23 protein-coding genes are annotated in these 26,765 nt (G+C 60.6%); 14 read left to right on the top strand and 9 right to left on the bottom strand.

Features of this window, described 5'->3' with window-relative positions; all coding sequences use genetic code 11:
• Nucleotides 1-211: 211 nt before the first annotated feature.
• The 4 genes from ACYZUD_RS07480 (at nucleotide 212) to ACYZUD_RS07465 (ending at nucleotide 6,115) form a co-directional block, all read left to right on the top strand.
• Nucleotides 212-1,264 (top strand): 2,5-dihydroxypyridine 5,6-dioxygenase, encoded by a 1,053-nt coding sequence (locus ACYZUD_RS07480; RefSeq protein ID WP_462023360.1) that lies wholly within the window; start codon nucleotides 212-214, stop codon nucleotides 1,262-1,264.
• A gap of 195 nt (nucleotides 1,265-1,459) precedes the next feature.
• Nucleotides 1,460-1,906: a MarR family winged helix-turn-helix transcriptional regulator gene (locus ACYZUD_RS07475; RefSeq protein WP_462023359.1), complete on the top strand. Its 447-nt coding sequence runs from the start codon at nucleotides 1,460-1,462 to the stop codon at nucleotides 1,904-1,906.
• Nucleotides 1,907-2,067: 161 nt separating this feature from the next.
• Entirely contained in the window at nucleotides 2,068-2,544 is a 477-nt protein-coding gene (locus tag ACYZUD_RS07470; protein WP_462023358.1) for a (2Fe-2S)-binding protein, read from the top strand.
• Between the two features lie 16 nt (nucleotides 2,545-2,560).
• Nucleotides 2,561-6,115 (top strand): molybdopterin cofactor-binding domain-containing protein, encoded by a 3,555-nt coding sequence (locus tag ACYZUD_RS07465; protein ID WP_462023357.1) that lies wholly within the window; start codon nucleotides 2,561-2,563, stop codon nucleotides 6,113-6,115.
• A gap of 110 nt (nucleotides 6,116-6,225) precedes the next feature.
• On the opposite strand, the gene ACYZUD_RS07460 is transcribed toward ACYZUD_RS07465, so the two are convergent.
• The 3 genes from ACYZUD_RS07460 to ACYZUD_RS07450 form a co-directional block, all read right to left on the bottom strand.
• On the bottom strand, nucleotides 6,226-6,882 hold the full coding sequence (locus ACYZUD_RS07460) for a TetR family transcriptional regulator (protein WP_462023356.1): 657 nt from the start codon (nucleotides 6,880-6,882) through the stop codon (nucleotides 6,226-6,228).
• Between the two features lie 53 nt (nucleotides 6,883-6,935).
• The gene (locus ACYZUD_RS07455) at nucleotides 6,936-8,384 is read right to left on the bottom strand and encodes a nucleobase:cation symporter-2 family protein (RefSeq protein ID WP_462023355.1); all 1,449 of its coding nucleotides are present in this window, start codon (nucleotides 8,382-8,384) and stop codon (nucleotides 6,936-6,938) included.
• A gap of 171 nt (nucleotides 8,385-8,555) precedes the next feature.
• Nucleotides 8,556-9,449, bottom strand: coding sequence for a LysR family transcriptional regulator (locus tag ACYZUD_RS07450; protein WP_462023354.1), 894 nt, complete (start codon nucleotides 9,447-9,449; stop codon nucleotides 8,556-8,558).
• A gap of 101 nt (nucleotides 9,450-9,550) precedes the next feature.
• Here ACYZUD_RS07450 and ACYZUD_RS07445 point away from each other — a divergent pair, with 101 nt between their 5' ends.
• On the top strand, nucleotides 9,551-10,642 hold the full coding sequence (locus ACYZUD_RS07445; RefSeq protein ID WP_462023353.1) for a polyamine ABC transporter substrate-binding protein: 1,092 nt from the start codon (nucleotides 9,551-9,553) through the stop codon (nucleotides 10,640-10,642).
• Between the two features lie 13 nt (nucleotides 10,643-10,655).
• A complete protein-coding gene (speB, locus tag ACYZUD_RS07440; protein WP_462023352.1) occupies nucleotides 10,656-11,615 on the top strand; it encodes an agmatinase in 960 nt (319 codons plus the stop codon).
• A 118-nt stretch (nucleotides 11,616-11,733) separates the two neighbouring features.
• On the opposite strand, the gene ACYZUD_RS07435 is transcribed toward speB, so the two are convergent.
• Complete coding sequence (locus tag ACYZUD_RS07435; RefSeq protein WP_462023351.1) at nucleotides 11,734-12,786, bottom strand: aldo/keto reductase; 1,053 nt, start codon at nucleotides 12,784-12,786, stop codon at nucleotides 11,734-11,736.
• Between the two features lie 205 nt (nucleotides 12,787-12,991).
• Here ACYZUD_RS07435 and ACYZUD_RS07430 point away from each other — a divergent pair, with 205 nt between their 5' ends.
• From ACYZUD_RS07430 to ACYZUD_RS07410, 5 genes are all read left to right on the top strand, one after another.
• Nucleotides 12,992-13,708, top strand: coding sequence for a helix-turn-helix transcriptional regulator (locus ACYZUD_RS07430; protein WP_462023350.1), 717 nt, complete (start codon nucleotides 12,992-12,994; stop codon nucleotides 13,706-13,708).
• Between the two features lie 52 nt (nucleotides 13,709-13,760).
• Nucleotides 13,761-14,102, top strand: a complete 342-nt coding sequence (locus ACYZUD_RS07425; RefSeq protein WP_462023349.1) for a nuclear transport factor 2 family protein — start codon at nucleotides 13,761-13,763, stop codon at nucleotides 14,100-14,102.
• A 26-nt stretch (nucleotides 14,103-14,128) separates the two neighbouring features.
• Nucleotides 14,129-15,247, top strand: coding sequence for a cell division protein ZapE (zapE, locus tag ACYZUD_RS07420; RefSeq protein WP_462023348.1), 1,119 nt, complete (start codon nucleotides 14,129-14,131; stop codon nucleotides 15,245-15,247).
• A gap of 18 nt (nucleotides 15,248-15,265) precedes the next feature.
• Complete coding sequence (locus ACYZUD_RS07415; protein ID WP_462023347.1) at nucleotides 15,266-15,847, top strand: DinB family protein; 582 nt, start codon at nucleotides 15,266-15,268, stop codon at nucleotides 15,845-15,847.
• Between the two features lie 186 nt (nucleotides 15,848-16,033).
• On the top strand, nucleotides 16,034-16,525 hold the full coding sequence (locus tag ACYZUD_RS07410; protein ID WP_462023346.1) for a GNAT family N-acetyltransferase: 492 nt from the start codon (nucleotides 16,034-16,036) through the stop codon (nucleotides 16,523-16,525).
• Nucleotides 16,526-16,606: 81 nt separating this feature from the next.
• Here the strand turns inward: ACYZUD_RS07410 and ACYZUD_RS07405 are convergent, their stop codons facing one another.
• The 4 genes from ACYZUD_RS07405 to ACYZUD_RS07390 all read right to left on the bottom strand — a co-directional run bounded on the left by ACYZUD_RS07405 (nucleotide 16,607) and on the right by ACYZUD_RS07390 (nucleotide 21,526).
• Nucleotides 16,607-16,822 (bottom strand): hypothetical protein, encoded by a 216-nt coding sequence (locus ACYZUD_RS07405; RefSeq protein WP_462023345.1) that lies wholly within the window; start codon nucleotides 16,820-16,822, stop codon nucleotides 16,607-16,609.
• A 97-nt stretch (nucleotides 16,823-16,919) separates the two neighbouring features.
• Entirely contained in the window at nucleotides 16,920-19,160 is a 2,241-nt protein-coding gene (locus ACYZUD_RS07400; protein ID WP_462023344.1) for a TonB-dependent siderophore receptor, read from the bottom strand.
• 235 nt (nucleotides 19,161-19,395) lie between these two features.
• Nucleotides 19,396-21,144: a phosphoethanolamine transferase CptA gene (locus ACYZUD_RS07395; protein WP_462023343.1), complete on the bottom strand. Its 1,749-nt coding sequence runs from the start codon at nucleotides 21,142-21,144 to the stop codon at nucleotides 19,396-19,398.
• A 199-nt stretch (nucleotides 21,145-21,343) separates the two neighbouring features.
• Complete coding sequence (locus tag ACYZUD_RS07390; protein ID WP_462023342.1) at nucleotides 21,344-21,526, bottom strand: DUF6026 family protein; 183 nt, start codon at nucleotides 21,524-21,526, stop codon at nucleotides 21,344-21,346.
• 271 nt (nucleotides 21,527-21,797) lie between these two features.
• Between ACYZUD_RS07390 and gnd the strand changes: the two genes are divergently transcribed.
• Genes gnd through ACYZUD_RS07375 form a run of 3 tightly spaced genes read left to right on the top strand, consistent with a single transcriptional unit; the run spans nucleotide 21,798 to nucleotide 25,116 of the window.
• Nucleotides 21,798-22,778, top strand: coding sequence for a phosphogluconate dehydrogenase (NAD(+)-dependent, decarboxylating) (gnd, locus tag ACYZUD_RS07385; protein WP_462023341.1), 981 nt, complete (start codon nucleotides 21,798-21,800; stop codon nucleotides 22,776-22,778).
• A complete protein-coding gene (gene zwf, locus ACYZUD_RS07380; protein WP_462023340.1) occupies nucleotides 22,775-24,298 on the top strand; it encodes a glucose-6-phosphate dehydrogenase in 1,524 nt (507 codons plus the stop codon). Before gnd ends, zwf begins: the two co-directional genes overlap by 4 nt.
• Entirely contained in the window at nucleotides 24,295-25,116 is an 822-nt protein-coding gene (locus tag ACYZUD_RS07375) for an HAD family hydrolase (protein WP_462023339.1), read from the top strand. The genes zwf and ACYZUD_RS07375 overlap by 4 nt, the downstream gene beginning before the upstream one ends.
• Before the next feature lie 113 nt (nucleotides 25,117-25,229).
• Here ACYZUD_RS07375 and nhaB read toward each other — a convergent pair whose 3' ends face one another.
• Nucleotides 25,230-26,732: a sodium/proton antiporter NhaB gene (gene nhaB / locus ACYZUD_RS07370; protein WP_462023338.1), complete on the bottom strand. Its 1,503-nt coding sequence runs from the start codon at nucleotides 26,730-26,732 to the stop codon at nucleotides 25,230-25,232.
• Between the last annotated feature and the right edge of the window lie 33 nt (nucleotides 26,733-26,765).

Raw genomic sequence — 26,765 nt, 5'->3', positions numbered from 1 at the left:
AATTTAATTTTCAGCGGTTTTGCTTGGCGGTCACTGAATGTAACCTTGTTTATTGGGTTTGTGTGGGGTGGTAACGTTATGGTCTGGCTCTTGCAGTTCGCTCGCATTTAAGGTCTTATCGCCATCAAATGGCGTACACACTATAAATATGCACTGGAGTGAGGCGGGGCGCCTCGACTTGGTGCGCAGCAGACGATCGAGGAGACAGGAAATGCCGGTAAGCGATTGCGAATTGACCCAGATGTTCGAGCACGTGTTGAAGCTGTCGAAGGTCGACCCGACCCAGAGCGTCGCCGTGCTCAAGAGCCACTATTCGGACCCGCGCACCGTGCGCGCGGCGATGGATGCCGCGCAACGGCTGGGGGCCAAGGTGTACGCGGTGGAATTGCCGTCGTTCAACCATCCGACGGCCATGGGCAACGACATGACCGCCTACTGCGGCGACACCGCGCTGACCGGCAACATCGCGGCGCAGCGGGCGCTGGAAGCGGCGGACCTGATCGTCGACACGATGATGCTGCTGCACTCGCCTGAGCAGGAGCAGATCCTCAAGACCGGCACGCGGATTCTGTTGGCCGTAGAGCCGCCGGAAGTGCTGGCGCGGATGCTGCCGACCGAGGCCGACAAGGTGCGAGTGATGGCGGCGGAACAACTGCTCAAGCAGGCCAGGTCAATTCACGTCACCTCCCGCGCCGGCAGCGATTTCCGCGCCGCGCTGGGGCAATATCCTTCCGTCACCGAGTACGGTTTCGCCGACGAGCCGGGGCGCTGGGACCACTGGCCCAGCGGCTTTTTGTTCTCCTGGCCCAACGAAGAAACCGCCGAGGGCGTGCTGGTGCTGGATGTCGGCGACATTCTGCTGCCGTTCAAGAACTACACCCGGGAGAAAATCACCCTGGAAATCGAGAAGGGCTTCATCACCTCGATCCACGGCGGTTTCGAGGCCGAATACCTGCGTGATTACATGAAGTACTTCAACGATCCGGAGGTATACGGCATCTCTCACATTGGCTGGGGATTGCAGCCACGGGCGCAGTGGACCGCCATGGGCCTGCACGACAAGAACGACGGCATGTGCATGGACGCCCGGGCGTTCTATGGCAACTTCCTGTTTTCCACCGGACCGAATACCGAAGTCGGTGGCACCCGCAAAACCCCGTGTCACCTGGATATTCCGTTGCGTCATTGCGATGTGTACCTGGATGACCTGGCGGTGGTGATCGGCGGTGATGTGGTCGCACCCGAGGCCTCCCGGGTTAGATAAACCACAGATCCCTCCTGTAGGAGCTGCCACAGGCTGCGATCTTTTGACTTTGCTTTTTAAAATCAAGATCAAAAGATCGCAGCCTGCGGCAGCTCCTACACGGGTTGCGGAAGCCTGCAAATGGGTCATCTCTTGAGTCCAGTCGCCAACCTGTCCATCATGCCTTCCCACCACTTTTCGCCTTTCGAGTCTGTCGTGTCACAAACTCCTGATTCTTCCTACGTTTTCTCCGAACAAGTCGGGCATTTGCTGCGCAAGGCCTATCAGCGGCACATGGCGATTTTTCAGCAGAACGTCGGCGACTCCCAGCTCACGGCGGTGCAGTTCGTCACGCTCTGCGCCGTGCGTGATCACGGCCCCAGCTCCCTGACCGAACTGGTCAAGGCCACCGCCGTGGACCAGGCCACCATTCGCGGCATCGTCGAACGGCTCAAGGCCCGGGAACTGATAACCCTCGAACCCGACCCGCAAGACCGGCGCAAAGTCATCGTCGGGCTCTCTGAAGCCGGCGACCGCCTGGTGCAGCAAACCGTGCCCTGTGCCGGCAAGATCACCGAGCTGACCATGAGCAACCTCAACCCCGCAGAGCAGGTGGCCGTGCTGTTTTTGCTGCGCAAAATGATCGACGACCCGCAGGACTGATCAGCGTATCCGGTTGCTGGCACTGTTTTTGCTCTCTTTTCATGTAGTAACCACTTCACCATTCGAGTGTGTCGCGACGCCACAAACCTGGTTTGGGCTGCGACCTTTTCTTCGACCTTTTGGTGTAGTGGATACTTCATTAACTGAAGCGGGCGAAGCGAATGACAAGCCAGGAAATCACGGTTGCGCTTGAGGTCAACGGCCAAACCACCACGGTCACCGCCATGGCGGATACGCCGTTATTGCTGATCCTGCGCAATGACCTGCACCTCAATGGCCCCAAGTACGGCTGCGGCCTGGGCGAGTGCGGCGCGTGCACGGTGATCATTGACGGCGTGGCGGCGCGCTCCTGCGTCTTTCCGCTGGCCGGCGCGGCCGACCGGCAGATCGTCACCCTCGAAGGGCTCGGCACCCGCGCCGATCCGCACCCGGTGCAACAAGCCTTCATCGATGAGCAGGCGGCGCAATGCGGCTATTGCCTCAACGGCATGATCATGACCGCCAAGGCCTTGCTCGACCGCATCCCGCACCCCAGCGAAACCCAGATCCGCAACGAACTCTCGGCCAACCTCTGCCGTTGCGGCACCCATATCGAAATCCTCCGCGCGGTGCTGCGTGCCGCCCGTCAAATGCCTTGAACGTGGATCGATGACCATGACTGACGCAATCCCTACCCGCGACCAATTGCTGGCCAAGACCGGCGTTCTGCTGATCGTCGATGACATCCTGCCGCCTTCAGGGCCGGTGGCCAAAGGTGGCACGCCGCTGATCAAACCCAAGGAACTGGGGCTATTCATTGCCATCAGCGATGACGGACGGGTGTATGCCTTCAATGGCCACGTCGACCTCGGCACCGGCATCCGCACCTCGCTGGCGCAGATCGTCGCCGAAGAACTGGACCTGCAACTGGAGCAGGTGTGCATGGTGCTCGGCGACACCGAGCGCGTACCGAATCAGGGCGCGACCATCGCCAGCGCCACCCTGCAGATTTCCGCGGTCCCGTTGCGCAATGCCGCTGCCGAGGCCCGGCGGTTTCTGCTGCAACGGGCGGCTGAATGCTGGGCGGTGGAGGCGGGCAGCCTGACGGTCGAGGCCGGGGTGATTCGATCTGAAGAGGGTCGCACTTCAACCTACGCCGAGTTGGTCAGCGGCGATCACATTGAGCTGCGCATCTCCGGCAACGCGCCACTCAAATCCGCCAAGGACTATCGGCTGGTGGGCAAGGGCGCCGCCCGGGTGGACATTCCGGCCAAGGCCACCGGCGAACTGACCTACGTCCATGACATGCGCGTGCCGGACATGCTCCATGGCCGGGTGATTCGCCCACCCTATGCCGGGCTCGATTGTGGCGACTTTGTCGGCAACAGTTTGCTGGAGGTCGATGAGTCCTCCATCGCCCATATCCCGGGGATCGTCGCCGTGGTGGTGATCCGCGATTTCGTCGGCGTCGTGGCCCTGCGTGAAGAGCAGGCGATCAAGGCTGCCCAGGCGTTGAAAATCACCTGGAAAGCCTGGAACCATAAATTGCCGGACCTGAGTGATGTCGAGCAGGCGATCCGCGATAACCCGCGCGTGCAGCGTGTGGTGCTCGATCAGGGCACTGTTGACGAAGCCCTGGCCGATGCCAGTCAACGCCTGTCTCGCACTTATCTGTGGCCCTATCAGATGCACGGCTCCATCGGCCCGTCCTGTGGGCTGGCGGACTATCAGCCGTCGGGCACTCGCGTGTGGTCCGGTAGCCAGAACCCGCATTTGCTGCGCGCCGACCTGGCCTGGTTGCTGGAGTGTGAAGAAGAATCCATCGAGATCATTCGCATGGAGGCGTCGGGCTGTTACGGGCGCAATTGTGCCGACGATGTCTGCGCCGATGCCTTGCTGTTATCCCGCGCCGTGGGCAAGCCGGTGCGGGTGCAATTAACCCGGGAGCAGGAGCACCTGTGGGAACCCAAGGGCACCGCGCAACTGATGGACGTCGACGGCGGATTGAACGCCGATGGCAGCGTCGCCGCCTACGACTTTCAGACCAGCTATCCGTCCAACGGCGCGCCGACCCTGGCCTTGTTGTTGACCGGGCGCGTCGAGCCGGTGGCGGCGATGTTCGAGATGGGCGATCGCACCTCGATCCCGCCGTATGACTTCGAACACATGCGCGTGACCATCAATGACATGGCACCGATTGTCCGGGCCTCGTGGATGCGCGGGGTGTCGGCGTTGCCCAACACCTTCGCCCACGAGTCGTACATCGATGAGCTGGCCTTCGCGGCGGGCGTCGATCCGGTGGAGTACCGCTTGCGCTACCTGCGCGATGAGCGTGCCATCGACCTGGTGAAATCCACCGCCGAACGCGCCGCCTGGACACCCCGCACCGCGCCGATGCAAACCCCGAACGACGATCAGTTCTTGCGCGGTCGTGGCTTTGCCTATGCGCGCTACATCCACAGCAAGTTCCCCGGTTTTGGCGCGGCGTGGGCGGCGTGGGTGGCGGATGTGGCGGTTGATCGCCAGACCGGCGATGTGTCGGTCACGCGAGTGGTGATCGGGCATGATTCGGGGATGATGATCAACCCGGCGGGCGTGCAGCATCAGATTCACGGCAACGTCATTCAGTCCACCAGCCGGGTGCTCAAGGAGCGGGTGACCTTCGAGGAGTCGACGGTGGCCAGCAAGGAGTGGGGCGGCTATCCGATCCTGACCTTCCCCGAGGTGCCGCAGATCGACGTCATGATGATGCCGCGCCAGGACCAGCCGCCCATGGGAGCCGGTGAATCCGCCTCGGTGCCAAGTGCGGCGGCGATTGCCAACGCGATTTATGACGCCACCGGGATTCGTTTTCGCGAACTGCCGATTACCCCGGAGCGGGTGCTGGCGGCGCTGAACGCCGGTTCTTCTGACGAACCGCCGACGTCGCCAGCCAAGCGTTCGAAATGGCTGTTTGGCTCACTGTTTGCCGCGTTCGGCGCGGTGCTCGGCATGGCGGCCACCGCGTGGCCGTTTCACGGCGAAATCGCGCCGATTGCGCCGCCGAGTGCCGGCACCTGGTCGACCGCGACCCTTGAGCGCGGACGTTTGCTGGCGGCCGTCGGGGATTGCGCGGTGTGCCATACCGCGCCCGGCGGCGCGACCAATGCCGGTGGGCTGGCGATGCAGACGCCGTTCGGTACGCTCTACAGCAGCAACATCACCCCGGACGTGAAGACCGGCATCGGCAACTGGTCGTACCCGGCGTTCGAGCGGGCAATGCGCGACGGCATCGGCCGCGATGGGCGCAACCTGTACCCGGCGTTTCCCTACACCGCGTTTCGCAATATCAACGATGCCGACATGCAGGCGCTGTATGCGTACCTGATGTCGCAAGCCCCGGTCAGTCAACCGGCGAAAGCCAATGACATGGGGTTTCCGTTCAATCTGCGACCATTGATGGCCGGGTGGAATGCGTTGTTTTTGCGCAAGGGTGAGATCAGCGTGCAACCGCAGCGCAGCGAGCAATGGAATCGCGGTGCGTACCTGGTCAATGGTCTGGGGCACTGCGCGGCCTGCCATTCACCGCGCAACCTGTTGGGGGCGGAGAAGGGCGGTGCGTCGTTCCTCGCCGGTGGCAGGGTCGATGGCTGGGAGGCGCCGGCGCTGACCGGCTTGTCCAAGGCACCAACGCCGTGGACGGAGAATCAGCTGTTCGACTACCTCAGCACCGGCTATTCCGATGCTCACGGTGTGGCGACCGGACCGATGGGGCCGGTGGTCAGTGAATTGGCGAAACTGCCCAAGGCCGATATCCGGGCGATGGCGGTGTACCTGGCGTCACTCAACGGCGCGCAGGCTGAAGCGCAAGTGGTGGAGAAAGTCTCCCGGCCGACGCCGGTGGCGAGCCTGTCGCTGAGCAACGGCCAGCGGGTGTTCGAAGGTTCGTGCAAGGCCTGTCACGCCGATGGCCTGGGGCCGAAACTGTTTGGCGTGAGCCCGTCGTTGGCGAGCAACACCAACGTGCACAGCGATCAGCCGGATAACCTGATCAAGGTTATCCTGCAGGGCATCGCTGTGCCGGCTACGAAAGATTTGGGCTACATGCCTGGGTTCAAGGACAGCCTGTCCAATACCCAGGTGGCGGAACTGGCGGCGTATTTGCGGAGTCGGTTTGCTTCGGCGGCACCGCAGTGGCAAGGGTTGGAGCAGAAGGTGGCGCACCTCAGGGCCAATCCCGGTAGCCATTAAAAGCATCGCGAGCAGGCTCGCTCCCACATTGGTTCTGTGTCAGTCACAAGTTATGTGCGCGCCGACAATCAACTGTGGGAGCGAGCCTGCTCGCGATGGGGCCGGCCCGGTCACCCCTGAATCTGGTCGGGCAACTTCATAACCCCCCGCACCACCAGATCCTTGATAAACCCCAGCCAATCCTCCCGCTGCCCCTTATCCGCCAGGTCCTCCCCAAGAAAGGAACTGAGGGTATGCCGGTTGGAGTTATAGAAGTAGCAAAGCGAGGCAATCATCAAGTACACATGCTTGATGTCCAGGTCCTCACGAAACAGCCCCTGAACCTGACCGGCCTCGATGATCGGTCGCAACACCCCGACCGCTTCTCCCGACAGTCTGCGCAGCTCGCTGGACTGTTGGGCGTGCTTGCCGTTGTGCAGGTTCTCATTGCTCAGGATGGCAACGAACTCGGGGTGTTCGACGTAGTAGTTCCAGACGAACGCCACCAGATCCTGCAACGCCACCAGCGGTGTGCTCAGGTCCAGCTTGAGCTGGCTTTCGGCTTGGTTGAACTGTTCGTAGGTGTGTTCCAGCACGCAGACGAACAGTTGCTCTTTGCTACCGAAGTAGTAATAGAGCATGCGGTCGTTGGAATCGGCCTCCCGGGAAATGCTCTCGACCCGCCCCCCGGAGTACCCGTCGCGGGTGAACACTTTCACGGCCGCTTCGAGAATCCGTGTACGGGTCTGATGGGCCTGAGCGGCCCGAATGCCGGTTTTCTTGTTCAACGTGCGGTCAACCTTCTGCCAAACGGGGTCCAGGCGAATGTAGCACGCTCCCTTCAGCGGTTCAGGCTGGCGGTTGCTTCAGTGGCCGGTGGATTTTCCATGACCTGAAGGATCGAGGCTTCCGGATCGAAGTCATCCTCTTCAAGCTCGATGAATTCCTCGGGCAGGAAAATGTTGAGCACAATCGCGCACAACGCACCGACGGTGATCGGCGATTCGAAGATGTTGTGCAGTGCTGTTGGCAACTCGCGCAGGACTTCCGGCACCGCCGCGACACCCAGGCCCATCCCCAGCGAAATCGCCACGATCAGCATGTTGCGTCGGTGCAGGCCGGCTTCGGCGAGGATCTTGATTCCGGCCACGGCGACGGTGCCGAACATCACCAGCTCCGCGCCGCCAAGCACGGGTTTGGGCATCAATTGCAGCACCGCGCCGATCATCGGGAACAACCCTAGCACCACCAGCAGGCCGGCAATGAAGAACGCCACGTAGCGACTGGCCACTCCGGTGAGCTGAATCACGCCGTTGTTCTGCGCGAAGGTCACCATCGGCATGCTGTTGAACACCGCCGCCATGGCCGAGTTGAGACCGTCGGCGAGCAACCCGGATTTGATCCGGCGGATGTAGAGCGGGCCTTTGACCGGCTGCCGGGAAATCATCGAGTTGGCAGTCAAGTCACCAGCAGCTTCCAGCGGCGATACCAGGAAAATCACCGCCACCGGCACGAACGCCACCCAGTCGAAGGAAAAGCCGTACTTGAACGGCACCGGCACGCTCATCAACGGCACGGCGGGCAGGCTGGAGAAATCCACCTGGCCCATGAGCCAGGCCACGGCATAACCGAGGGTCAGGCCGATGACAATCGCACCAAGGCGCAGGAACGGCACGTCGACCCGGTTCAACACCACGATGGTCCCCAGTACCAATGCCGCCAGGGCCAGATGGCTGGCCGCGCCGAGGTCCGTCGCACCGAAGCCGCCGGCAATGTCGGTCATGGCGACCTTGATCAGCGACAGGCCCATCAGCGTGATGATCGTCCCGGTCACCACCGGGGTGATCAGCATGCGCAGTTTGCCGATGAACTGGCTCAACACGACCTCGATGAACGCGGCGAAAAAGCACACGCCGAAGATCGTCGAGAGGATTTCATCGGTACCGCCGCCTCGGGCCTTGACCATGAACCCGGCGCTGAGGATTACACTGATGAATGAGAAGCTGGTGCCTTGCAGGCACAGCAGACCGGAACCGATCGGGCCGAATCGTCGGGCTTGAACAAAGGTGCCCAGGCCCGAGACGAACAACGCCATGCTGATCAGGTACGGCACTTCGCTTTGCAGGCCGAGGGCGCTGCCCATGATCAGGGTCGGGGTGATGATGCCGACGAAGCTCGCCAGTACGTGTTGCAGGGCGGCGAAGACGGTGGCCGTCAGGTGCGGACGGTCGTCGAGGCCGTAGATCAGGTCGCTGTTGCGCGGGGCAGGGGCTTTTTCAGGGGCGGTCATGGTTGTGTGCGTGCCAGGAGGCGGGCCGGGTCAAAAAATGGAGGCGCAGGATGCCAGAACGGCCCGCCTACAGCAAAAAGAACAACCGAAACAAGATCAAAAGATCGCAGCCTGCGGCAGCTCCTACGCTGATCTCAGTAGGAGCTGCCGCAGGCTGCGATCTTTTGATCTTCAGGCAAACGCCGCGAGCAGATCTTCTTCAAAGGCCTTCTGCGCATCCCCCGGCACCTGCGCACGATGGCGGGTCAGATGAAATGCCACGTCGAAACTCATGTCCTCTCGACGTACAGCCCTGAGCAACCCTTTGTCCTCCCAGCTCCGGGCAAAGTGACTGGGCAAATAGCCGACGTGTTTACCGGAAAGAATGAAGGCGAGGGTGCCTTCGACCTGCTCCGACCGCGCCGAACACATCTTCCCCTGGAATGGCTCGTCGCTACGCAGGAAGCGGTAAGGGTGATCGACCCGATCGCAAGCCTGTAGCGCTTGATCGTCAGGCGCATCTTGGGTGAACAACGGATGTCCGGCGGCGCAGTACAGGTGCTGGGTTTCGGTAAACAATTCGCGGTAGTCAAAAGCGCTTTGCACCTGTGAGAAATAGCCGATCGCCAGGTCCAGCCTTTGCTGCAGCAGCAACCGTTCCATTTCGCCGGGCATCGCGCTGATCAACTCGATACGCACCGATTCATCCCGTTCACGGAAACGCCGGATCGCCTCGGCCACCTGCTGCAACACCGATTGATCGAGCGCCTCGGACAGCCCCAGGCGCACTTCGCCGATCAAGCGCCCGGCCACGCCGTTGGATTTATGACGAAACGCTTCGATGGACTCGAACAATCCACGAGTCGCCGTGAGCAGTTGTTCGCCCTTGGGGGTGATCTTGAATCCGCCCTTGCCGCGACTGCACAAGCGATAGCCGAGCCGGGTTTCGAGCTTGGCCATTTGCTGGCTGATGCTCGACTGGCTCAGCCCCAGTTCGCCCTGGGCCGCGCTGAAGCCGCCGCACTCCACGACACTGATAAACAGACGCAGCAGTTGCAGGTCCAGATCATGCAGTTGGCCGAGCATCAAACATTACTCCGGGATAAAGTCAGGATAACTAACTTGGTATTTTTCCAATGTAACCGACGATGCATCCTGCAACCACTTCCTCTGGTCAGGTGTTCGTCATGGCTCCCGTCTTCAAGCTGTGTTTCCCCGCGCTGTTCCTTGCGATGGTCGTGTCGGCCCAGGCCGAGGAAAAAGTCGTCAACCTCTACAGTTGGGCCGATTACGTCGCCCCCGAAACCTTGCAGCGTTTCGAGCAGGAAACCGGCATTCACGTGCGCTACGACACATTCGACGCGCCGGAGGTGCTCGAAACCAAACTGCTCACCGGTGGCAGCGGCTATGACGTGGTGGTGCCGTCGTCCAGCGTTCTGGCCCGTGGCCTGGCGGCCGGCGCGCTGAAGGCTATTCCTCGTGAAGGCCTGAAGGGCTACACCAATCTTGACCCGGATCTGTTGGAGAAACTGGCCGCGGTCGATCCCGGCAATCGCTACGGTGTGCCCTATACCTGGGGCACCCTGGGGCTCGGGATGAATGTCGACGCGGTGCAACAACGCCTGCCGAACGTGCCGCTCAACAGCCTGGACCTGCTGTTCAAACCGGAATACGCCAGCCAACTGAAGGACTGCGGCATTGCGATCATTGATTCGCCCCAGGAGGTGATCGGCCTGGCGTTGCACTATTTGGGTAAAGATCCCTACAGCACCGACAAGCACGATCTCGACGCCGCGCAGGCGTTATTGCATCAATTGCAGCCTTCGGTGCTGTACGTCGCCAGTGGACGGCAGATCAACGATCTGGCCAACGGCAGTGTCTGTCTGGCGTTGACTTACAACGGTGATGCCAGCATGGCTGCCGATCAGGCGCTCAAGGCCGACAAACCGTATCAAATCGCCTACCGGATTCCCAAGGAAGGCACCCTCGTCTGGCAGGACAACCTGGCGATCCCCAAGGACGCGCCACACCCCGAAGCCGCCCGCCAGTTCATCGAGTTCATGCTGCGCCCCGAATCCGTCGCGGCGCTGACCAACACCTTGTTCTTTGCCACCGCCAACCAGGCAGCAACACCTCTGGTAGATGAGGCCGTGCGCACCGACCCGGACATCTACCCACCCGCCGACGTTCGCGGTCTGCTGTACGCCGACCGCAGCATGAGCCTCAAGGACATGCGTCAGCGCACCCGCGTGTGGACCACTTTCCGTAGCCGCCAATAATAAGGAACCCACCATGGACGTCCCTGTGCAAAACGATCAGGCCATGACCCGCGACAGTCTCTTTGGTACTGCCGCAGAAAGTACCTACGCCGGTATCACCAGTTTCATGCGTCGTCGCTACAGCCGCGACTTACGGGGTGTCGACGTAGCGGTCAGCGGTGTCCCGTTCGACACCGCCACCAGCAACCGTCCCGGTGCGCGTTTCGGACCTCGCGGCATTCGTGCGGCGTCCACCGGGATTGCCTGGGAGCGGCACTGGCCGTGGACGTTCGATCCATTCGATCACTTGGCTGTCATTGATTACGGCGATTGCGACTTCGATTACGGCACGCCGCACTCGGTGCCGGAAAGCATCGAAGCCCATGCCGAGCACATTCTCAGTGCCGGCAGCGCGATGCTGACGTTCGGCGGCGATCACTTCATCACGTATCCGCTGCTCAAGGCGCATGCCCGTCAACACGGGGCGCTGTCGCTGATCCACTTCGATGCCCACAGCGACACCTGGCCGGACGAAGAGGGCAAGCGAATCGACCACGGGACCATGTTCTGGCACGCGGCGAAGGAAGGGTTGGTGGACCCGTCGCGTTCGGTGCAGATCGGATTGCGCACCACCAACGATGATCATCAGGGCTTTCAGGTGCTGGATGCGCGGCAAGTGCATCGACGGGGCGGCGATGCCATCGTCGAGGCCATTCGGGCGCGGGTGGGTGATAACCCGGTGTACCTGACGTTCGACATCGACTGCCTCGACCCGGCCTTCGCGCCCGGCACCGGAACGCCGGTGTGCGGTGGCTTGAGCACGGTGCAGGCGCTGGAGATCCTCGGCGGCTTGCGCGGGATCAATCTGGTGGGCATGGACGTGGTGGAAGTGGCGCCGGCCTACGACAGTGCGGACATTACCTCACTGGCGGCGGCGACATTGGCGATGGAAATGCTGTGTCTGTATGCGGCCAGGCACAAGGTGGATCGGTAACACACAGACCAATGTGGGAGCGAGACCGGCTTGCCGGCGAAAGCGGTCTGACATTCAACATTAATGTTGACTGGAAGGCCCCCTTCGCGAGCAGGCTCGCTCCCACAGGTGATGGGTGTCAGGCCACTGGAATGATTGGCAGATCCAGCGTCTCGGCCCCGGTAAACCGCGCGATCGACCCGGCAATCGACTCATGGGGCACACCCATTTCCACCCCGCTGACACCCTCGAGTCGCGACAACTGGTCCGCACTCAATTGCACATTCAACGCGCCCAATGTCGCATCCAGTTGCTCGCGAGTCCGTGAACCCAGAATCGGAATCAGCGCGGTGGTTGAACGCTTGGCTTTTTCCCGCAGCCAGGCAATGGCGACGTGAGTCGGGCTGGCCGCCAGTTCCGCGGCGACGGCGAGCAAGGTGTCGAGCAGGGCGGTTTCCCGGGCACTTTTCTCGGCGTGCACCAGCATGCCCAATTTGGCGGCGCGGTTGTTATCTCCGCTGGTGCGGTACTTGCCGGTGAGGAACCCGCCGCCCAGTGGTGACCATAACGTCGCGGCCAGCCCCAACGCTTCGGCCATGGGCAGTTGTTCGCGTTCGGCCGTGCGTTCGGCAAGGCTGTATTCCACCTGGATGGCGGCAATCGGCGCAAAACCGCGAACCTCGGCCAGCAGGTCGGCCCGGGCGATGCGCCACGCGGGGAAGTTCGACAACCCGGCGTAGTGAATCTTGCCGGCGCGCACCAGATCGTCGAAACCACGCAGGATCTCTTCCATGGGCGTCACGCCGTCGCTCATGTGCGCCCAGAACAGGTCGATGTGATCGGTCTTGAGCCGGGTCAGGCTTTCTTCCACGGCGCGAATCATGTTCTTGCGGTTGTTGCCGGTGTGGGAAATGCCCGCAGCCGGTGTAGTCCCCAAGGTGTATTTGGTGGCGATGACCAGTCGATCCCGTTCCGCGGCGATGAACTCGCTGAGCATGGCTTCCGATTGGCCGCCTTGATAACCGTTGGCGGTGTCGATGAAGTTGCCGCCGGCCTCAAGGTAGCCATCAAAAATACGCTTGGCTTCGTCACGTTCGGCGCCGTGGCCCCAGCCCGTGCCGAAGTTGCCGGCGCCCAGCGCCAGTTCCGAAACCCGCAAGCCGGTTTTTCGGCCGAAGACTTTGTAATGCATGGGATGACTCCTTGAAGGAAAAAACGCTGGGACTGAATATAGATGTCGTTAGACATGTATTTAATATGATGCTAGTCATATATCCCGTCAAGACGCTTTTTCATGTGAGGTAAACGGTCCGACCACCGGGCCCGTCACTGCTGCCACTTTCTGACAGGGGTCTCTGCTAATCTCCGACAACTTTTCCGGACAGAGCCTGCCCATCGTGTCGCGTACCACTCGTTTACTGACCCTGTTGCAGGTGCTGCGCGGCAAAAGTCGCCCGGTCACGGCGGCGACGCTCGCCGGCGAACTGGAGATTTCCGAGCGCACGCTGTACCGCGACATCGCCGAACTCACCGCGCTGGGTGCCCCGATCTACGGCGAAGCGGGGGTCGGCTACGTGCTGCGCAGTGGCCTGTTCCTGCCGCCCTTGATGCTCAATGCCGATGAAACCGAAGCCATCGTGCTGGGTTTGCGCTATGTGGATCAGCGCGGGGACGAGGTATTGAGCAAAGCGGCGGCGGATGCGTTGGCCAAGATTGCCGCCGTGCTGGCGCCCGAAGCGCTGGACGCGCTGCGCAACCCGACCGTGCTGCCGGGCCCGCCCGGTTATGGCTTCGCGCCAAATGCGGTGCCTCTGAATGTGTTTCGCCAGGCGATCCGCGATCAGTCAAAGCTGCACATCAACTACGCGGACGCCCATCAGGTGCCCAGTCAGCGACTGATCTGGCCGTTGGCGCTGGGGTTTCTCAACGAGGTACGGATCATCGTCGCCTGGTGTGAATTGCGCAGCGCTTATCGGACCTTTCGCACTGACCGGATCTCGGCCGCGAGCGAGCAGGGCGAGCGGTATCCGGGGCGACGCAGCGACCTGTTGCGCACCTGGCGCAAGCAGATGCAACTGGATGAGGCCGGGCGTTTCACTCCTGACAAGAACTGACACAAGCTTGTTTTAGCATAGCTCCAGAATCAATAAACAAGGAGCTGCAAACATGTCCAATCCCGCCTCTTCACTGGCACCCGCCATCGCCGCCTACATTGCTGCCGCCAATGCCCGGGACACGTCGAGGGTCGCCAGTTTTTTCGCTGAGGATGCCAATGTGTTCGATGAAGGTCAGCATCAGATCGGCACCCAAGCCATCGCCCAATGGATGCAAGACACCGCTCAGCGTTTCCAGCCACGGGTCGACGTGCTCGACGTGCAACTGCGCACTGGCAAAGTGCTGGTGCACAACCTGATCTCCGGCACGTTTCCCGGCAGCCCGCTGGAACTGCGCTACATGTTTCGCCTCAATGAACAGGGCAAGATCGCCCGGCTGGACATCTCTCTCTGATCGGGCCGCGTGGCATACTGCGACGCATGAAAATTGACTCCCCCTTAAGCGCCTGGCAACACGCCATCGAACAGAAGGGCTTCGTCCAGGACGAGGCCCAGGAACATGCCGTCTGGGCGCTGCAGAAATGCTACGAAGCGTTGCATGAAGGGCGCACATCGGTCACCGGTGTTTACCTGTGGGGGCCGGTCGGGCGCGGCAAGACCTGGTTGATGGACCAGTTCTACCAAAGCCTTCAGGTCCCGGCCCGGCGCCAGCACTTCCATCACTTCATGGGATGGGTGCATCAGCGCTCGTTTCAGCTGACCGGCACCGCCGATCCGTTGAAGGCGCTGGCCCGCGAGTTGAGCGAAGAAGTGCGCGTGCTGTGTTTCGATGAGCTGTTCGTCAATGACATCGGTGACGCGATCATTCTCGGGCGCTTGTTCCAGGTGATGTTCGATCAAGGCGTGGTGGTGGTCTGCACCTCCAATCAACCTCCGGATCAGCTGTACGCCGATGGCTTCAACCGCGACCGGTTCGTGCCCGCCATCGAGGCGATCAAGCAGCACATGCAGGTGATTGCGGTGGATGGCGGCGAAGACCACCGCCTGCACCCGGGCGCCGGTTTGCAACGTTATTGGGTGACTGCACCCGGACAGCCCGGCGCGCTGGGCGAAGTGTTCAAGGCGTTGACCGTCGGCCAAAAGGTGTCCGGTGAGCCGATCAAGGTCGGCTACCGATCACTCGATGTCGTGCAGGCCAGTGAAACCGTGCTCTGGAGCCGTTACGCCGATCTCTGTGAACAGCCCTTTGCCGCCATGGACTTCATGGCGCTGTGCGACACCTTCAAGGCTATTCTGTTGAGTGACGTGCCCAATCTCAGCGCGCAAAAACGCGAAGGACGCATCGCCCGCGGCACTGAAGACGGGGTCGAACGGGTGGTGGCGGGTGATCGCGAGTTGCCGCAATTGTCGGTGCACGACGACGGTGTGCGGCGTTTCATTGCCCTGGTGGACGAATGCTACGACCGCAAGGTGCCGCTGTACCTCCAGGCGCAGGTGCCGATGGAGTCGCTCTACACCGAGGGTTATCTGGAGTTCCCGTTCCGCCGCACCCTCAGCCGTCTACAGGAAATGCAACTGCAACGTTTCGCCGAAGCCTGACCCCAAGGAGCCGCGAACATGAATCAGCCCTTGTCCCACCATTTGCTGACCATGGCCTATCAGAACGCCTGGGCCAATCATCGACTGGCCAAGACCTGGCGTCAGTTGAGTCCGGTCGAGCTGGCGGCACCTCGGGTCAGCTTCTTCCCCAGTATCTGCGCGACCCTCAACCACATTCTGACCTGCGACTGGTTTTACGTGGACGCCCTGGAACGGGAGTTGCGCGGTGATGAGCCGCACCCCGATTGCTACGTGTTTTTCAACAAAGACGAGCCGTTCACCGCCGCCGTGGACCTCAAGCGCGAACAAGCCCTGGTGGACCGTCGACTGATCGCCTACTGCGAGCAAATGCGCGACGCCGACCTGGGCAAGATCGTGACCATCGCCCGGGACACGCCGCAACATGACAGCCGCTTGCGTCTGCTGTCTCATCTGTTCGAGCACGAGATTCATCATCGCGGACAGGTTCACGCCATGCTCAGCGGCACCTCGGTCACGCCGCCGCAACTGGATGAGTTTTTCTGTTCCGGCGAGGTGCGCCTCAGGGCCGAGGATTTTGCCGAGTTGGGATGGACCGAAGGGTTGATCTGGGGCCATTAAGATCAAAAGATCGCAGCCTTCGGCAGCTCCTACAGGTGCACACAAAATTCCATATAGGCGCTGCCGGAGGCTGCGATCTTTTGATCTACAAGTGGTTGTCGGCACCACAGCGCTCGCGATAGGGTGGGTCGGCTTTCCAGTGCGAGGTCCGCGCTGGGGCTACTTTATGTGTGATTGAGGATGGAAATGGAATCCGCAGAAATTCTTGTGCTTCAGGCCAGCTACACCAATCCGGTGCATGCCGAGGCTGTTGGTCTGGTGTTGAATGCTTACGCCGAAGACCCGATGGGTGGCGGCCATTCCTTGCCCGCCGATGTGATCGAGCAACTCCCGGGGGAGCTGGCCAAGCGTTCCCATGCGTTCAGCGTCCTGGCCTTCGTGGATGGCGAGCCGGCCGGGCTGGTTAATTGTTTTGAAGGGTTCTCGACTTTTGCCTGTCGGCCGTTGGTCAACGTGCATGACGTCGTGGTGGTGAACAAGTTTCGCGGGTTGGGCTTGAGCCAGAAAATGCTGCAAAAGGTCGAGGACATCGCCCGACAACGCGGTTGCTGCAAGATCACGCTGGAGGTCCTGGAAGGCAATGCGGTCGCCCAGGCTTCGTACAGCAAGTTCGGATTCGCCGCCGGCATGTTCGATCCGGCGCATGGCCGGATGCTGTTCTGGACCAAGGCGCTGTAAATCGCGGGCAAAAAAAGGGCGTCCCTGAGGACGCCCAACTGTCATCTTCGATGGCTGAGCAAGCCGTCAAAGGTCCATCGGTCATTTCGGTTTGTAAGTCTCGGTCACTTGTGCGGTTTGATCGTCAGGAACCCGCAGTTCAGAGCTTTTGCCTTCGGTGGTATTGCCCAGGGCCTGCTGTTGGTTGAACCGCAAGGTCTCGTAGTAATGCCGCATGCGTTCGGCGCCACCTTCGGCAAATGCGCTGGCCGAGACGAACGTCATGAGGCCGGCGATGATCAGGGGTGTACGTTTCATGGTTTGCCTCCCACTACGGATGTCGGATGCCTTTCGTCCATGAACCAATGTCGAGGGCACAGTGTCCGGCGATTCCGTTAAGTGGGAGTTAACAAATCTAGAGTTTCCAGTCCAGGCTCAGGGTCACGGTGCGCGGTTCACCCCAAAACACGCCGTTGTAGAACCCGACATTGTCGTAATACTTCTTGTCGAACAGGTTATCGACGTTCAACGACGCTGACAGGTGTTTGTCGAACTCATAGCGCGACATCAGCTTGACCACGGTGTAGGCCTCCTGACGGATCTTCGCGCTTTCAGTCATGAGCTCGCCACCGGCGTCACGTCCGACCGGGCGTCTGGAGTTGCCGAAGACATCGCTCTGCCAGTTCACCGCGCCACCCACCGTCAGTGCATGCCAATCGCCTGGCAGGCGATAGGCCGTGGACATCCGGAGCATGTTCAATGGCTGGTTGGTGTTGCTGCGCTGCTTTTCGCCATTGGCCGAGTGGGTGTAGGTGTAACCGGCGGTCATGTTCCAGCCTTCCATCACCTCACCCGACACCTCGGCTTCGAAGCCCTGGACCTTGCTGCCTTTGCCGCCCGACTTGAAGAACTCCTCGCCGGTCACCGGGTCCGGTGGCACTGAGTCATCGAGTTCGGCGACGTTGTCCTGTTTGCTCCAGAACAGCGCTGTGGCGAGGTTGAGGCGTTCTTCCAGCAGGCTGCCCTTGAGCCCCAGTTCATAGTTGCTGCCGACCACCGGTTCCAGGTATTTGCGATTGGCGTCGCGATTGGACTGCGGTTTGAAAATGTCGGTGTAGCTGACGTACACGGTGTATTCGGGGGTGAGGTCGTAGAGCAGGCCGGCGTAAGGCGTCCACATGTCGTTGTGTTGCTGGTTACTGGCATCCACGTTGGTCAGCTGCAGGTTGGCGTCGTAGCTGTAGGCTTTGCTCGAGGCTTTCCAACTGCCGTAGCGACTGCCGAGCACCGCGTGCAAGTCGTCAGTCAGGCTCAACCGGGTCGCCAGGTAACCGGCTTTCTGTCGGGTACTGTTTTGTTCGCCTGGAAGGCCGGAATCGCTGTCGGGAAACTTGGCGATGTCACCCATGTATTTCCAGTCAGGGATGTTCAGGTAATTCGCCGCCCTGGGTCCCTCCACCATGTGGGGTGCGTCTTCACTGCGTTCGGCCTCGCCATAACCCACCATCAATTCATGCTCGCGACCGAGCAGCGAATAGGGGCCGGCCACGTTGAAGTCATAGGCTTTCATTTTTTGTGTGCCATTCATGTGGCCAAGGAAGGCGCTCATGCCACTGCGGTCTTCGTTGGGGAAGCCGCTACCGCCGTAATACAACTTGCCGTCCGTATCGCTTTCGCGGTGAGTGTAGGCCGCCTTGAAATGCCAGCCGGCGCCCAGTTGTTGATCCAGGGTGGCGAACGCCGTCTTGTCCTTGAGCGGCCAGGAACTCCAGGGTGTTGCCATGTTGGTGGAGCGCCCCAGGCCGGCCTTGCCGCCCGAAGAGTTCCAATAGGGCGTGGTGCCGTAGGACGAACCCTGAACGTGTTTGTTCTGATAGTCGTAACCCACGGCCAGCACGGTGTCGTCGGTCAGGTCGGCTTCGAGAATCCCGTAGCCGACTTCACGTTGCTGCTGATATTTGTCGCGGATCGAATGAGCATCGCGATAGGCCAACACGCTACGCCCGCGCAGGCGTCCGTCGAAAGCCAGCGGACCGCCAACGTCCAGATAACTGGAGTAGTCGTCATAACTGCCACCGCTGACGCCGGTCTGGGCTTCCCACTGCGCCGTCGGTCGTTTGCGCACCATGTTGATGGTGGCCGAAGGGTCGCCTGCGCCCGTGGTCAAGCCGGTTGCACCACGAACCACTTCGATGCGGTCGTAGATGATGGTGTCGGAATCGGACTTCATGTAGCTGAAGGTGTTCAGCATCCCGTCGACCTGGAAATTGCTGATCGTGTAGCCCCGGGACGAATAGCTGACCCGGTCCGAGTCGTTGTGCTGAACCACCACACCGGTGGTCTGGCTCATCGCCTCGGAGAGCGAGCCGAGTTTGAAGTCATCCATTTGCTGGCGCGTGACCACGGAAACCGATTGCGGCGTTTCCTTGATTGACAGGTTCAGGCGGGTGGCGGTGCTCATGGCGCCGGTGGTGTACGACTCGGTGTTTTCGGTGGTGCTGCCCAGGCCTTGGGCCGTGACGCTGGTGGCTGCCAGTTCCAGGGTAGGCGCCAAGGGCTCCTTGTCCGGGTCGGTTTCGGCTAACAAATCCGGGCTCAGCGCTGCACCGCACAGGCCAAGGGTTAAAGTCATGGAACGGGTGATAGGCGCGAACATCGCAGCCGACTCCTTGTCGTCGAGGGAAAAATTCCGTTTGTTCAAAGACGAAGGAGGGCGGGGAGATTTAGCGCTAAACGAGAATAATTATTATCTTTAGGAAGTGGCTGACAGCAAAATCCATGTGGGAGCGAGCCTGCTCGCGATAGCGGTGCAATAGGCGACATCAATATTGACTGTGCCGCCGCTATCGCGAGCAGGCTCGCTCCCACAGGTTCTGATCCCTTGGAAAGGATTACTGCTGAACGATGTTCGGGGCGGCTGGCACTGCCTTGGGTTTTATCAGGCTGAAGTCGATCAATGCCTTTTGCTGGCGCTCATAAGGATTCCCGATCAACAGTGGCCGGCGCAGGAAGCTGTCGCTGACCAGGCTTTTGCTGTGATCGAGTTCATCGAAGCTCAGGCCCGCCAGGTCAGCCCAGGTATGGATCAGATGCGAGCTGCTGTAAGGCCGCGTAAGTTCGCCGGCGAAGTTCCAGTCATGGTTTTCGCGCCATTTCGGCGAGGCCCAGGCCATGAACGGGATGGTGTACATCGGCGCCGTCGGTTTGCTTTCGTTGCGGCCCAGGGTGTTATGGCCAGGGGAATCGAAGACGTCTTCACCGTGGTCGGAGAGGTACAGCAGGAAACCGTTCGGATCGGACTTGGCGTAGCCCTTGATCAGGCTCGACACCACGAAGTCGTTGTAGAGCACCGCGTTGTCATAGCTGTTGTAGGTCGGCAGTTGATCGTCGCGCACACCTTCCGGCACGCCGTTGCGGTCCTTGAACTTATCGAAGGTCGAGGGATAACGGTATTGGTAGCTCATGTGTGTGCCGATCAAATGCACGACGATGAGTTTGCGTGGTGCCGCGTCGGTCAGCGCCTTGTTGAACGGCTCGATGACATCGCCATCGTACTGGGCGGCGTTCTGGTTCCGGTTGTTGTTCAGGTACACCTGCTCGTCGGCCTGCTCGGAGAAGGTCGTCAACATGGTGTTGCGCTTGGTCAGGGTCTGTTGGTTGGTGATCCAGAACGTCTTGTAACCCGCCTGTTTCATCATGCTGACCAGCGATGGGGTCGCGAGGTACGCCTCCGGGTTTTCTTCGTCGGCGAAGGTCAACACCTGTTGCAACGCCTCGATGGTGTAGGGGCGCGGGGTGATGACGTTATCGAAGATCGCCAGTTGATCCTTGAGTTTGTCCAGCTCCGGGGTGGTTTCCCGAGGGTAGCCGTACAGGCTCATGCGCTGACGGTTGGTGGACTCGCCGATCACCAGCACCAACGTCGCCGGTTGATTGGCCGCTGAATCCTTGAGGTTGTGCAGCGGTGCAATCTTGCTCGCGCTGGTGAGCATGTCTTGCATGCCGGCCAGGGTATCGAGGTAGCGGTGATAGGCCACGGCCATCTGCCAGGGCACGGCAGGCTCGATGCGGGTTTCGAACTTTTCGAAACCGTCGGCAAGGCTACCGGTGCGCAAGGTCTGTTTGATCAGCGGATAACCGATCACGGCCACCAGAATGGCCGTTGCGGCGACCAGCGCCTGACCACGGGGCATGTACACCGGACGCAAACGAGTCCACAGGAAATAAGCGAATAGCGTGTGGGCGAGAAATGCCGCCACCATCCACCAGGCAAAGTACTGGGTCATGTACTCGCCAGCTTCAGAGATGTTCGATTCGAACATGATGAAGATGACGCTTTGGGAAAATTCCTGCTGATAGATGAAGAAATAGCCCAGGCTGGCCATTGAACAAGCCCACAGCACCACGCCGATCAGCGCGGCCATGACACGGGTCTGTTTAGGGAACAGCAGCATGGGCGCCAGCCAGATGGCACTCATCACGAAGGCCTGGCGGAACCCGGTGAACCCGGAGGTGCCCGTCAGCTGGATCAGCAGTTGGGTGATCCCGGAAAAGTACCAGAAGAACACGAACAGCCAGAGAAACCCGGCCCAATCGAAACCTTTCGCAGACGTATTGCTGCTGCGTTTAAACAAAGCCATTCAGCGCTCCAGCCAAAAATCACTTCCACCGCCGGGACTGGAATGTCGCCGACGAACGGGCGCCGCGCGGATACCGGGCGACCGTAATGGGCCGGAGTATCGACAAGGGCGTGTGAAAAGTTTGTGAGCTGCGAAGGCTTATGAAGCCGGATGACGTGTCGGAAACAGCAGGGGGCTGCTTCCGATTCAAGCGAGGGGTTCAGGCGTGGGGAGCACGCTGTGTAACAGGCATCGACTGAGTCTGACTGCCTTGCGTCAGCATGCGCAATTGTGCGACTTCCTGCTTGAGCTGATCGCGTTCGTCTTTCAACTGGCGCAGTTCATCACGACGGATCGTGACGTAAAGGGTTTGTGCTGGCCGTGCTGCTTGTACTGTGCCCATTGCTCACCTCGCAAATGGCTGCCTCAACTGTAAATCCGCCCCGAAATCGGATGCTGACTTACTATCGGCGCCGATTTTGATTTCTTTTGCCCAGGAAGGGAACTTTTTTATTTTTCACGGTCGTTGTGTCTTCGGCACGATTCCTGACGTTATCAATCGGGATCGGGCACAATGCCCGGAAACTTCACGCCAACGCTCTGGACTAACCCTCATTAGTCGCGTTGGGCTATAACCTTTGACACACTTTATTTGTAGTAGGGAGCATCAGCACATGCAACTCGGGATTATTGGACTGGGCCGCATGGGCGGCAATATTGCGCGGCGCCTGATGCTCAACGGGCACACCACCGTTGTTTACGACCGCAATACCGCCTTCGTCGAAACCTTGAGCGAAGAGGGCGCCACCGGCGTCGCGGACCTGCCGGCTCTGGTCGCCGGCCTAAGCAAACCGCGAGCGGTGTGGGTCATGCTGCCGGCCGGCGCGCCGACCGAAGGCACCATCGACACCCTGAGCACTTTGCTTGATGCCGGCGATACCATCATCGATGGCGGCAACACCTTCTATAAGGATGACATCCGCCGGGCGAAAACCCTGTCGGAAAAAGGCCTGCACTACATCGACGTTGGCACCTCCGGCGGCGTCTGGGGCCTGGAGCGCGGTTATTGCATGATGATCGGCGGCGAAGCCGAGGTGGTTAAACGCCTGGACCCGCTGTTCGAAAGCCTGGCACCGGGCCTGGGCGACATCCCGCGCACCAAGGACCGCAAGTCCGAAGACGATCGCGCCGAGCGCGGTTACATCCACGCCGGCCCACCGGGCGCGGGGCATTTCGTGAAGATGATCCACAACGGCATCGAATACGGAATGATGCAGGCCTTCGCCGAAGGCTTCGATATTCTCAAGACCAAATCCAGCACCAACCTGCCGGAAGACCAGCGCTTTGACCTGAACGTCGCCGACATCGCCGAAGTCTGGCGTCGTGGCAGCGTGGTGTCGTCCTGGCTGTTGGACCTGACCGCCGATGCGCTGGCCAGCGATCCCAAACTCGACGGTTATTCCGGCTCGGTGGCTGACAGCGGTGAAGGTCGCTGGACCATCGAAGCGGCCATGGAACAATCGGTGCCGGTACCGGTGCTGTCGAACTCGCTGTTCTCCCGCTACCGTTCGCGCGGGCAAGGCACCTTTGGCGACAAGATTCTCTCGGCCCAGCGCTTCGGCTTCGGCGGCCATGTGGAGACTGCTAAAAAATGACCCGATTGATCCGCAATAAATCCAAGGCAGAACCCGCACCACCGACCACGCTGTTCCTGTTCGGTGCCCATGGTGACCTGGTCAAGCGTCTGCTGATGCCGGCGCTGTATAACCTGAGTCGCGACGGTCTGCTCGGGGATGGACTGCGGATCATCGGCGTTGACCACAACGCCATAACCGATGAAGCCTTCGCGAAGAAACTTGAAGACTTCATCCGCACCGAAGTGGCCGCCAAAGTCGGCAAGGGCGATCAAGCCCTTGATCCGCACGTGTGGGCGACGTTGGCCAAAGGCATCAGCTACGTTCAGGGCGACTTCCTGGACGACAGCACCTACCAGGCCCTGGCGGCAAAAATTGCCGCCAGCGGCACCGGCAACGCGGTCTTCTACCTGGCCACCGCGCCGCGCTTTTTCAGTGAAGTGGTGCGCCGTCTCGGCGCTGCCGGTTTGCTGCAGGAAACACCCGAGGCGTTCAGAAGGGTGGTGATCGAAAAACCCTTCGGCTCCGACCTGCATACCGCCGAAGCCTTGAACGCGTGCCTGCTCAAGGTGATGTCGGAAAACCAGATCTACCGGATCGATCACTATCTGGGCAAGGAGACGGTGCAGAACATTCTGATCAGCCGGTTCTCCAACAGCCTGTTCGAAGCGTTCTGGAACAATCACTACATCGACCACGTGCAAATCACCGCCGCCGAAACCGTCGGCGTGGAAACCCGTGGCAGTTTTTATGAACACACCGGCGCCCTGCGGGACATGGTGCCCAATCACCTGTTCCAGTTGCTGGCGATGGTGGCAATGGAACCGCCGGCAGCCTTCGGCGCCGATGCGGTACGCGGCGAGAAAGCCAAGGTGGTCGGCGCGATTCGCCCCTGGTTGGTCGAGGAGGCTCGAGCCAATTCGGTACGCGGCCAGTACGCGACCGGCGAGATTGACGGCAAACCGTTGCCCGGTTATCGCCAGGAAAACAACGTGGCGCCCGACAGCAACACCGAAACCTACGTGGCCCTCAAGGTCATGATCGACAACTGGCGTTGGGTCGGCGTGCCGTTCTACCTGCGCACCGGCAAGCGCATGAGCGTGCGCGACACCGAGATCGTCATCTGTTTCAAACCGGCGCCTTACGCGCAGTTCCGCGATACCGAGGTCGACGAGCTTGCGCCGACGTATCTGCGAATCCAGATTCAGCCCAACGAAGGCATGTGGTTCGACCTGCTGGCCAAACGGCCTGGGCCGGCGCTGAAAATGGCCAATATCGAACTGGGTTTTGCCTACAAGGATTTCTTTGAAATGCAGCCGTCCACCGGCTACGAAACGCTGATTTACGATTGCCTGACCGGCGATCAGACGCTGTTCCAGCGCGCCGACAACATCGAGAACGGCTGGCGCGCCGTGCAGCCATTCCTCGACGCCTGGCAGCAGGACGCGAGCGTGCAAAGCTACGCGGCGGGTGAAGACGGGCCTGAAGCTGCAGAAGATTTGCTGACCCGCGACGGTCGCGTCTGGCACAGCCTCGGATGAGTGATGCGACGCAACAACCCATCCGTTTCCTGCTCAGTGACATGGACGGCACTTTGCTGCTGCCCGATCACAGCCTCAGTCAGCGCACCATCGAAGCCGTCCGTTCGTTGCGCGAGGCCGGTGTGCTGTTCAGCCTGGCCACCGGCCGTCCACCCAAAGCCATGTTGCAGCAGATCGAAGCCCTGGGTGTCGATCTGCCGACAGCGGCTTTCAATGGCGGCACGATCGTAAACCCCGACGGCAGTTTGCTGGTCGCGCATTACTTGCCGGCAACGGCTGCGCTGATCACGCTGGCGTTGTTTGCCGATCAGCCAGACATCGAGGTCTGGGTGTTCAGTGGCGGCGATTGGTTAGCGAAGGACCCGACTGGCCCAATGGTTCCTCGGGAGCAGCATGGCCTGGGGTATCCGCCAGTGGTGGTGGAGAGTTTCGAACCGTATCTGGAGCGTATCGACAAAATCGTCGCTGCCAGCAACAACACGCAGCTGCTGATCGAACTGGAGGCGCAGTTGCTGCCCAAGGTCGAGGGCCAGGCTCAGGTCTCGCGTTCGCAGCCGGTGTTCCTGGACGTGACCGCCATGCAAGCCAACAAGGGCGATGCGCTGGCGACGCTGGCCAGGTTTCTGGGGGTGTCACTGGAGCAGACTGCGGCGATGGGCGATGGCGGCAATGACCCGGCGATGTTTCATCGCGCCGGGTTGTCGATTGCCATGGGGCAGTCGGAGGAGGCGGTGAAGCGCCAGGCTGATGTCGTCACTGGCACCAACACCGAAGACGGTGCAGCCCAGGCAATTGCACAGTACATCCTGAAGCGCTGAGTCCGTGTAGGAGCTGCCGAAGGCTGCGATCTTTTGATCTTGCTTTTGATCTTCGGTGGCTTATCAAGATCAAAGGATCGCAGCCTTCGGCAGCTCCTACAGGGGGAGCGGTGTTACAGCCAGTAGCTTACGGCGTACCAGCCAAGAGCCCCCATCACCACGGTGTACGGCAACGCCATCCACACCATCCGCCCGTACGACAGGCGAATCAGCGGCGCAATCGCCGACGTCAGCAGGAACAGGAAAGCGGCCTGACCATTGGGCGTCGCCACACTCGGCAGGTTGGTACCGGTGTTGATCGCAATGGCCAATGTCTCGAAATGCTCACGGCTCATGTGGCCGGAGAGGAAGGCCTGTTTCACTTCGGTGATGTAAATGGTCGCGACGAACACGTTGTCGCTGATGGCCGACAGCAAGCCGTTGGCAATAAACAGCATGCCCGGCTGTTGATCCGCCGGCAGGGCCAGTACCCACTGGATCAGTGGCGTGAACAGCTGCTGATCGTGAATCACGGCGACCACGGCGAAGAACACCACCAGCAACGCCGTGAACGGCATGGCGTCCTTGAACGCGTTGCCGATGCGATGCTCGTCGGTGATGCCGGTGAAGGCGGTGATCAGCACGATCACCATCAAACCGATCAGGCCGACTTCAGCGATGTGAAACCCCAGGCCGGCAATCAGAATCAGCGCCGCCAGCCCTTGAACAATCAACGCCGCGCGTTGGCGCGAGGTGCGTTCGGCGTTGTCTTCGGCTGCGTAATTGGTCAGCACTGCGCGCACGTTGTCCGGCAGCAGCGTGCCGTAACCAAACCAGCGCAGTTTCTCCAGCAGCACGCAGGTCACCAGACCTGCCACCAGCACGGGTAACGAAACCGGAGCGATTTTCACAAAGAATTCCGCGAAGTGCCAACCCATCTCATGGCCGATCAGCAGGTTCTGCGGCTCGCCGACCAGGGTGCAAACGCCACCGAGTGCGGTGCCCACGGCACCGTGCATCAGCAGGCTGCGCAAGAAGGCGCGGAACTGTTCGAGGTCGGCATGATGGAGTTTTGGCAGTCGCTGGTCATCGCTGAAGGCGCTGTCCTGACGCGGATCGTTGCCCGAGGCGACGCGGTGATACACCGAGTAAAACCCGACGGCGGCACTGATGATCACTGCCGTCACGGTCAAGGCATCGAGAAACGCCGACAGAAACGCCGAGAGGAAACAGAACATCAACGCCAGCAGGGCCTTGGATCGAACCCCCAGCAACAGTCGCGAGAACAAAAACAGCAGCAGGTCTTTCATGAAGTAGATGCCCGCCACCATGAACATCAGTAGCAGGATCACCGGGAAGTTATGCACCAGTTCGTCATAAAGTGCCTGGGGCGTGGTCATCTTAAGCAGCAGCGCCTCGACCAACAGCAGGCCGCCGGGCATCAAGGGATAACACTTGAGCGCCATGGCCAGGGTAAAGATGAACTCCAGCACCAGCAGCCAGCCAGCTGCTACCGGGCCGACGGTCCATAGCACCAGGGCGTTGAGCATCAGAAAGCCGACAATGCTCGCCTTGTACCAGCGGGGTGAATGCCCGAGAAAATTGTGCGCGAACGCCTGGGTCATTGAACCGGACATCGGCTGCTCCTTGTTTTAAGAAGCACGCAACTT

The organism is Pseudomonas sp. XS1P51 (assembly GCF_054897845.1).
The sequence above is the reverse complement of the archived record's forward strand: the minus strand, read 5'-3'. Positions and strand labels throughout refer to the sequence as shown.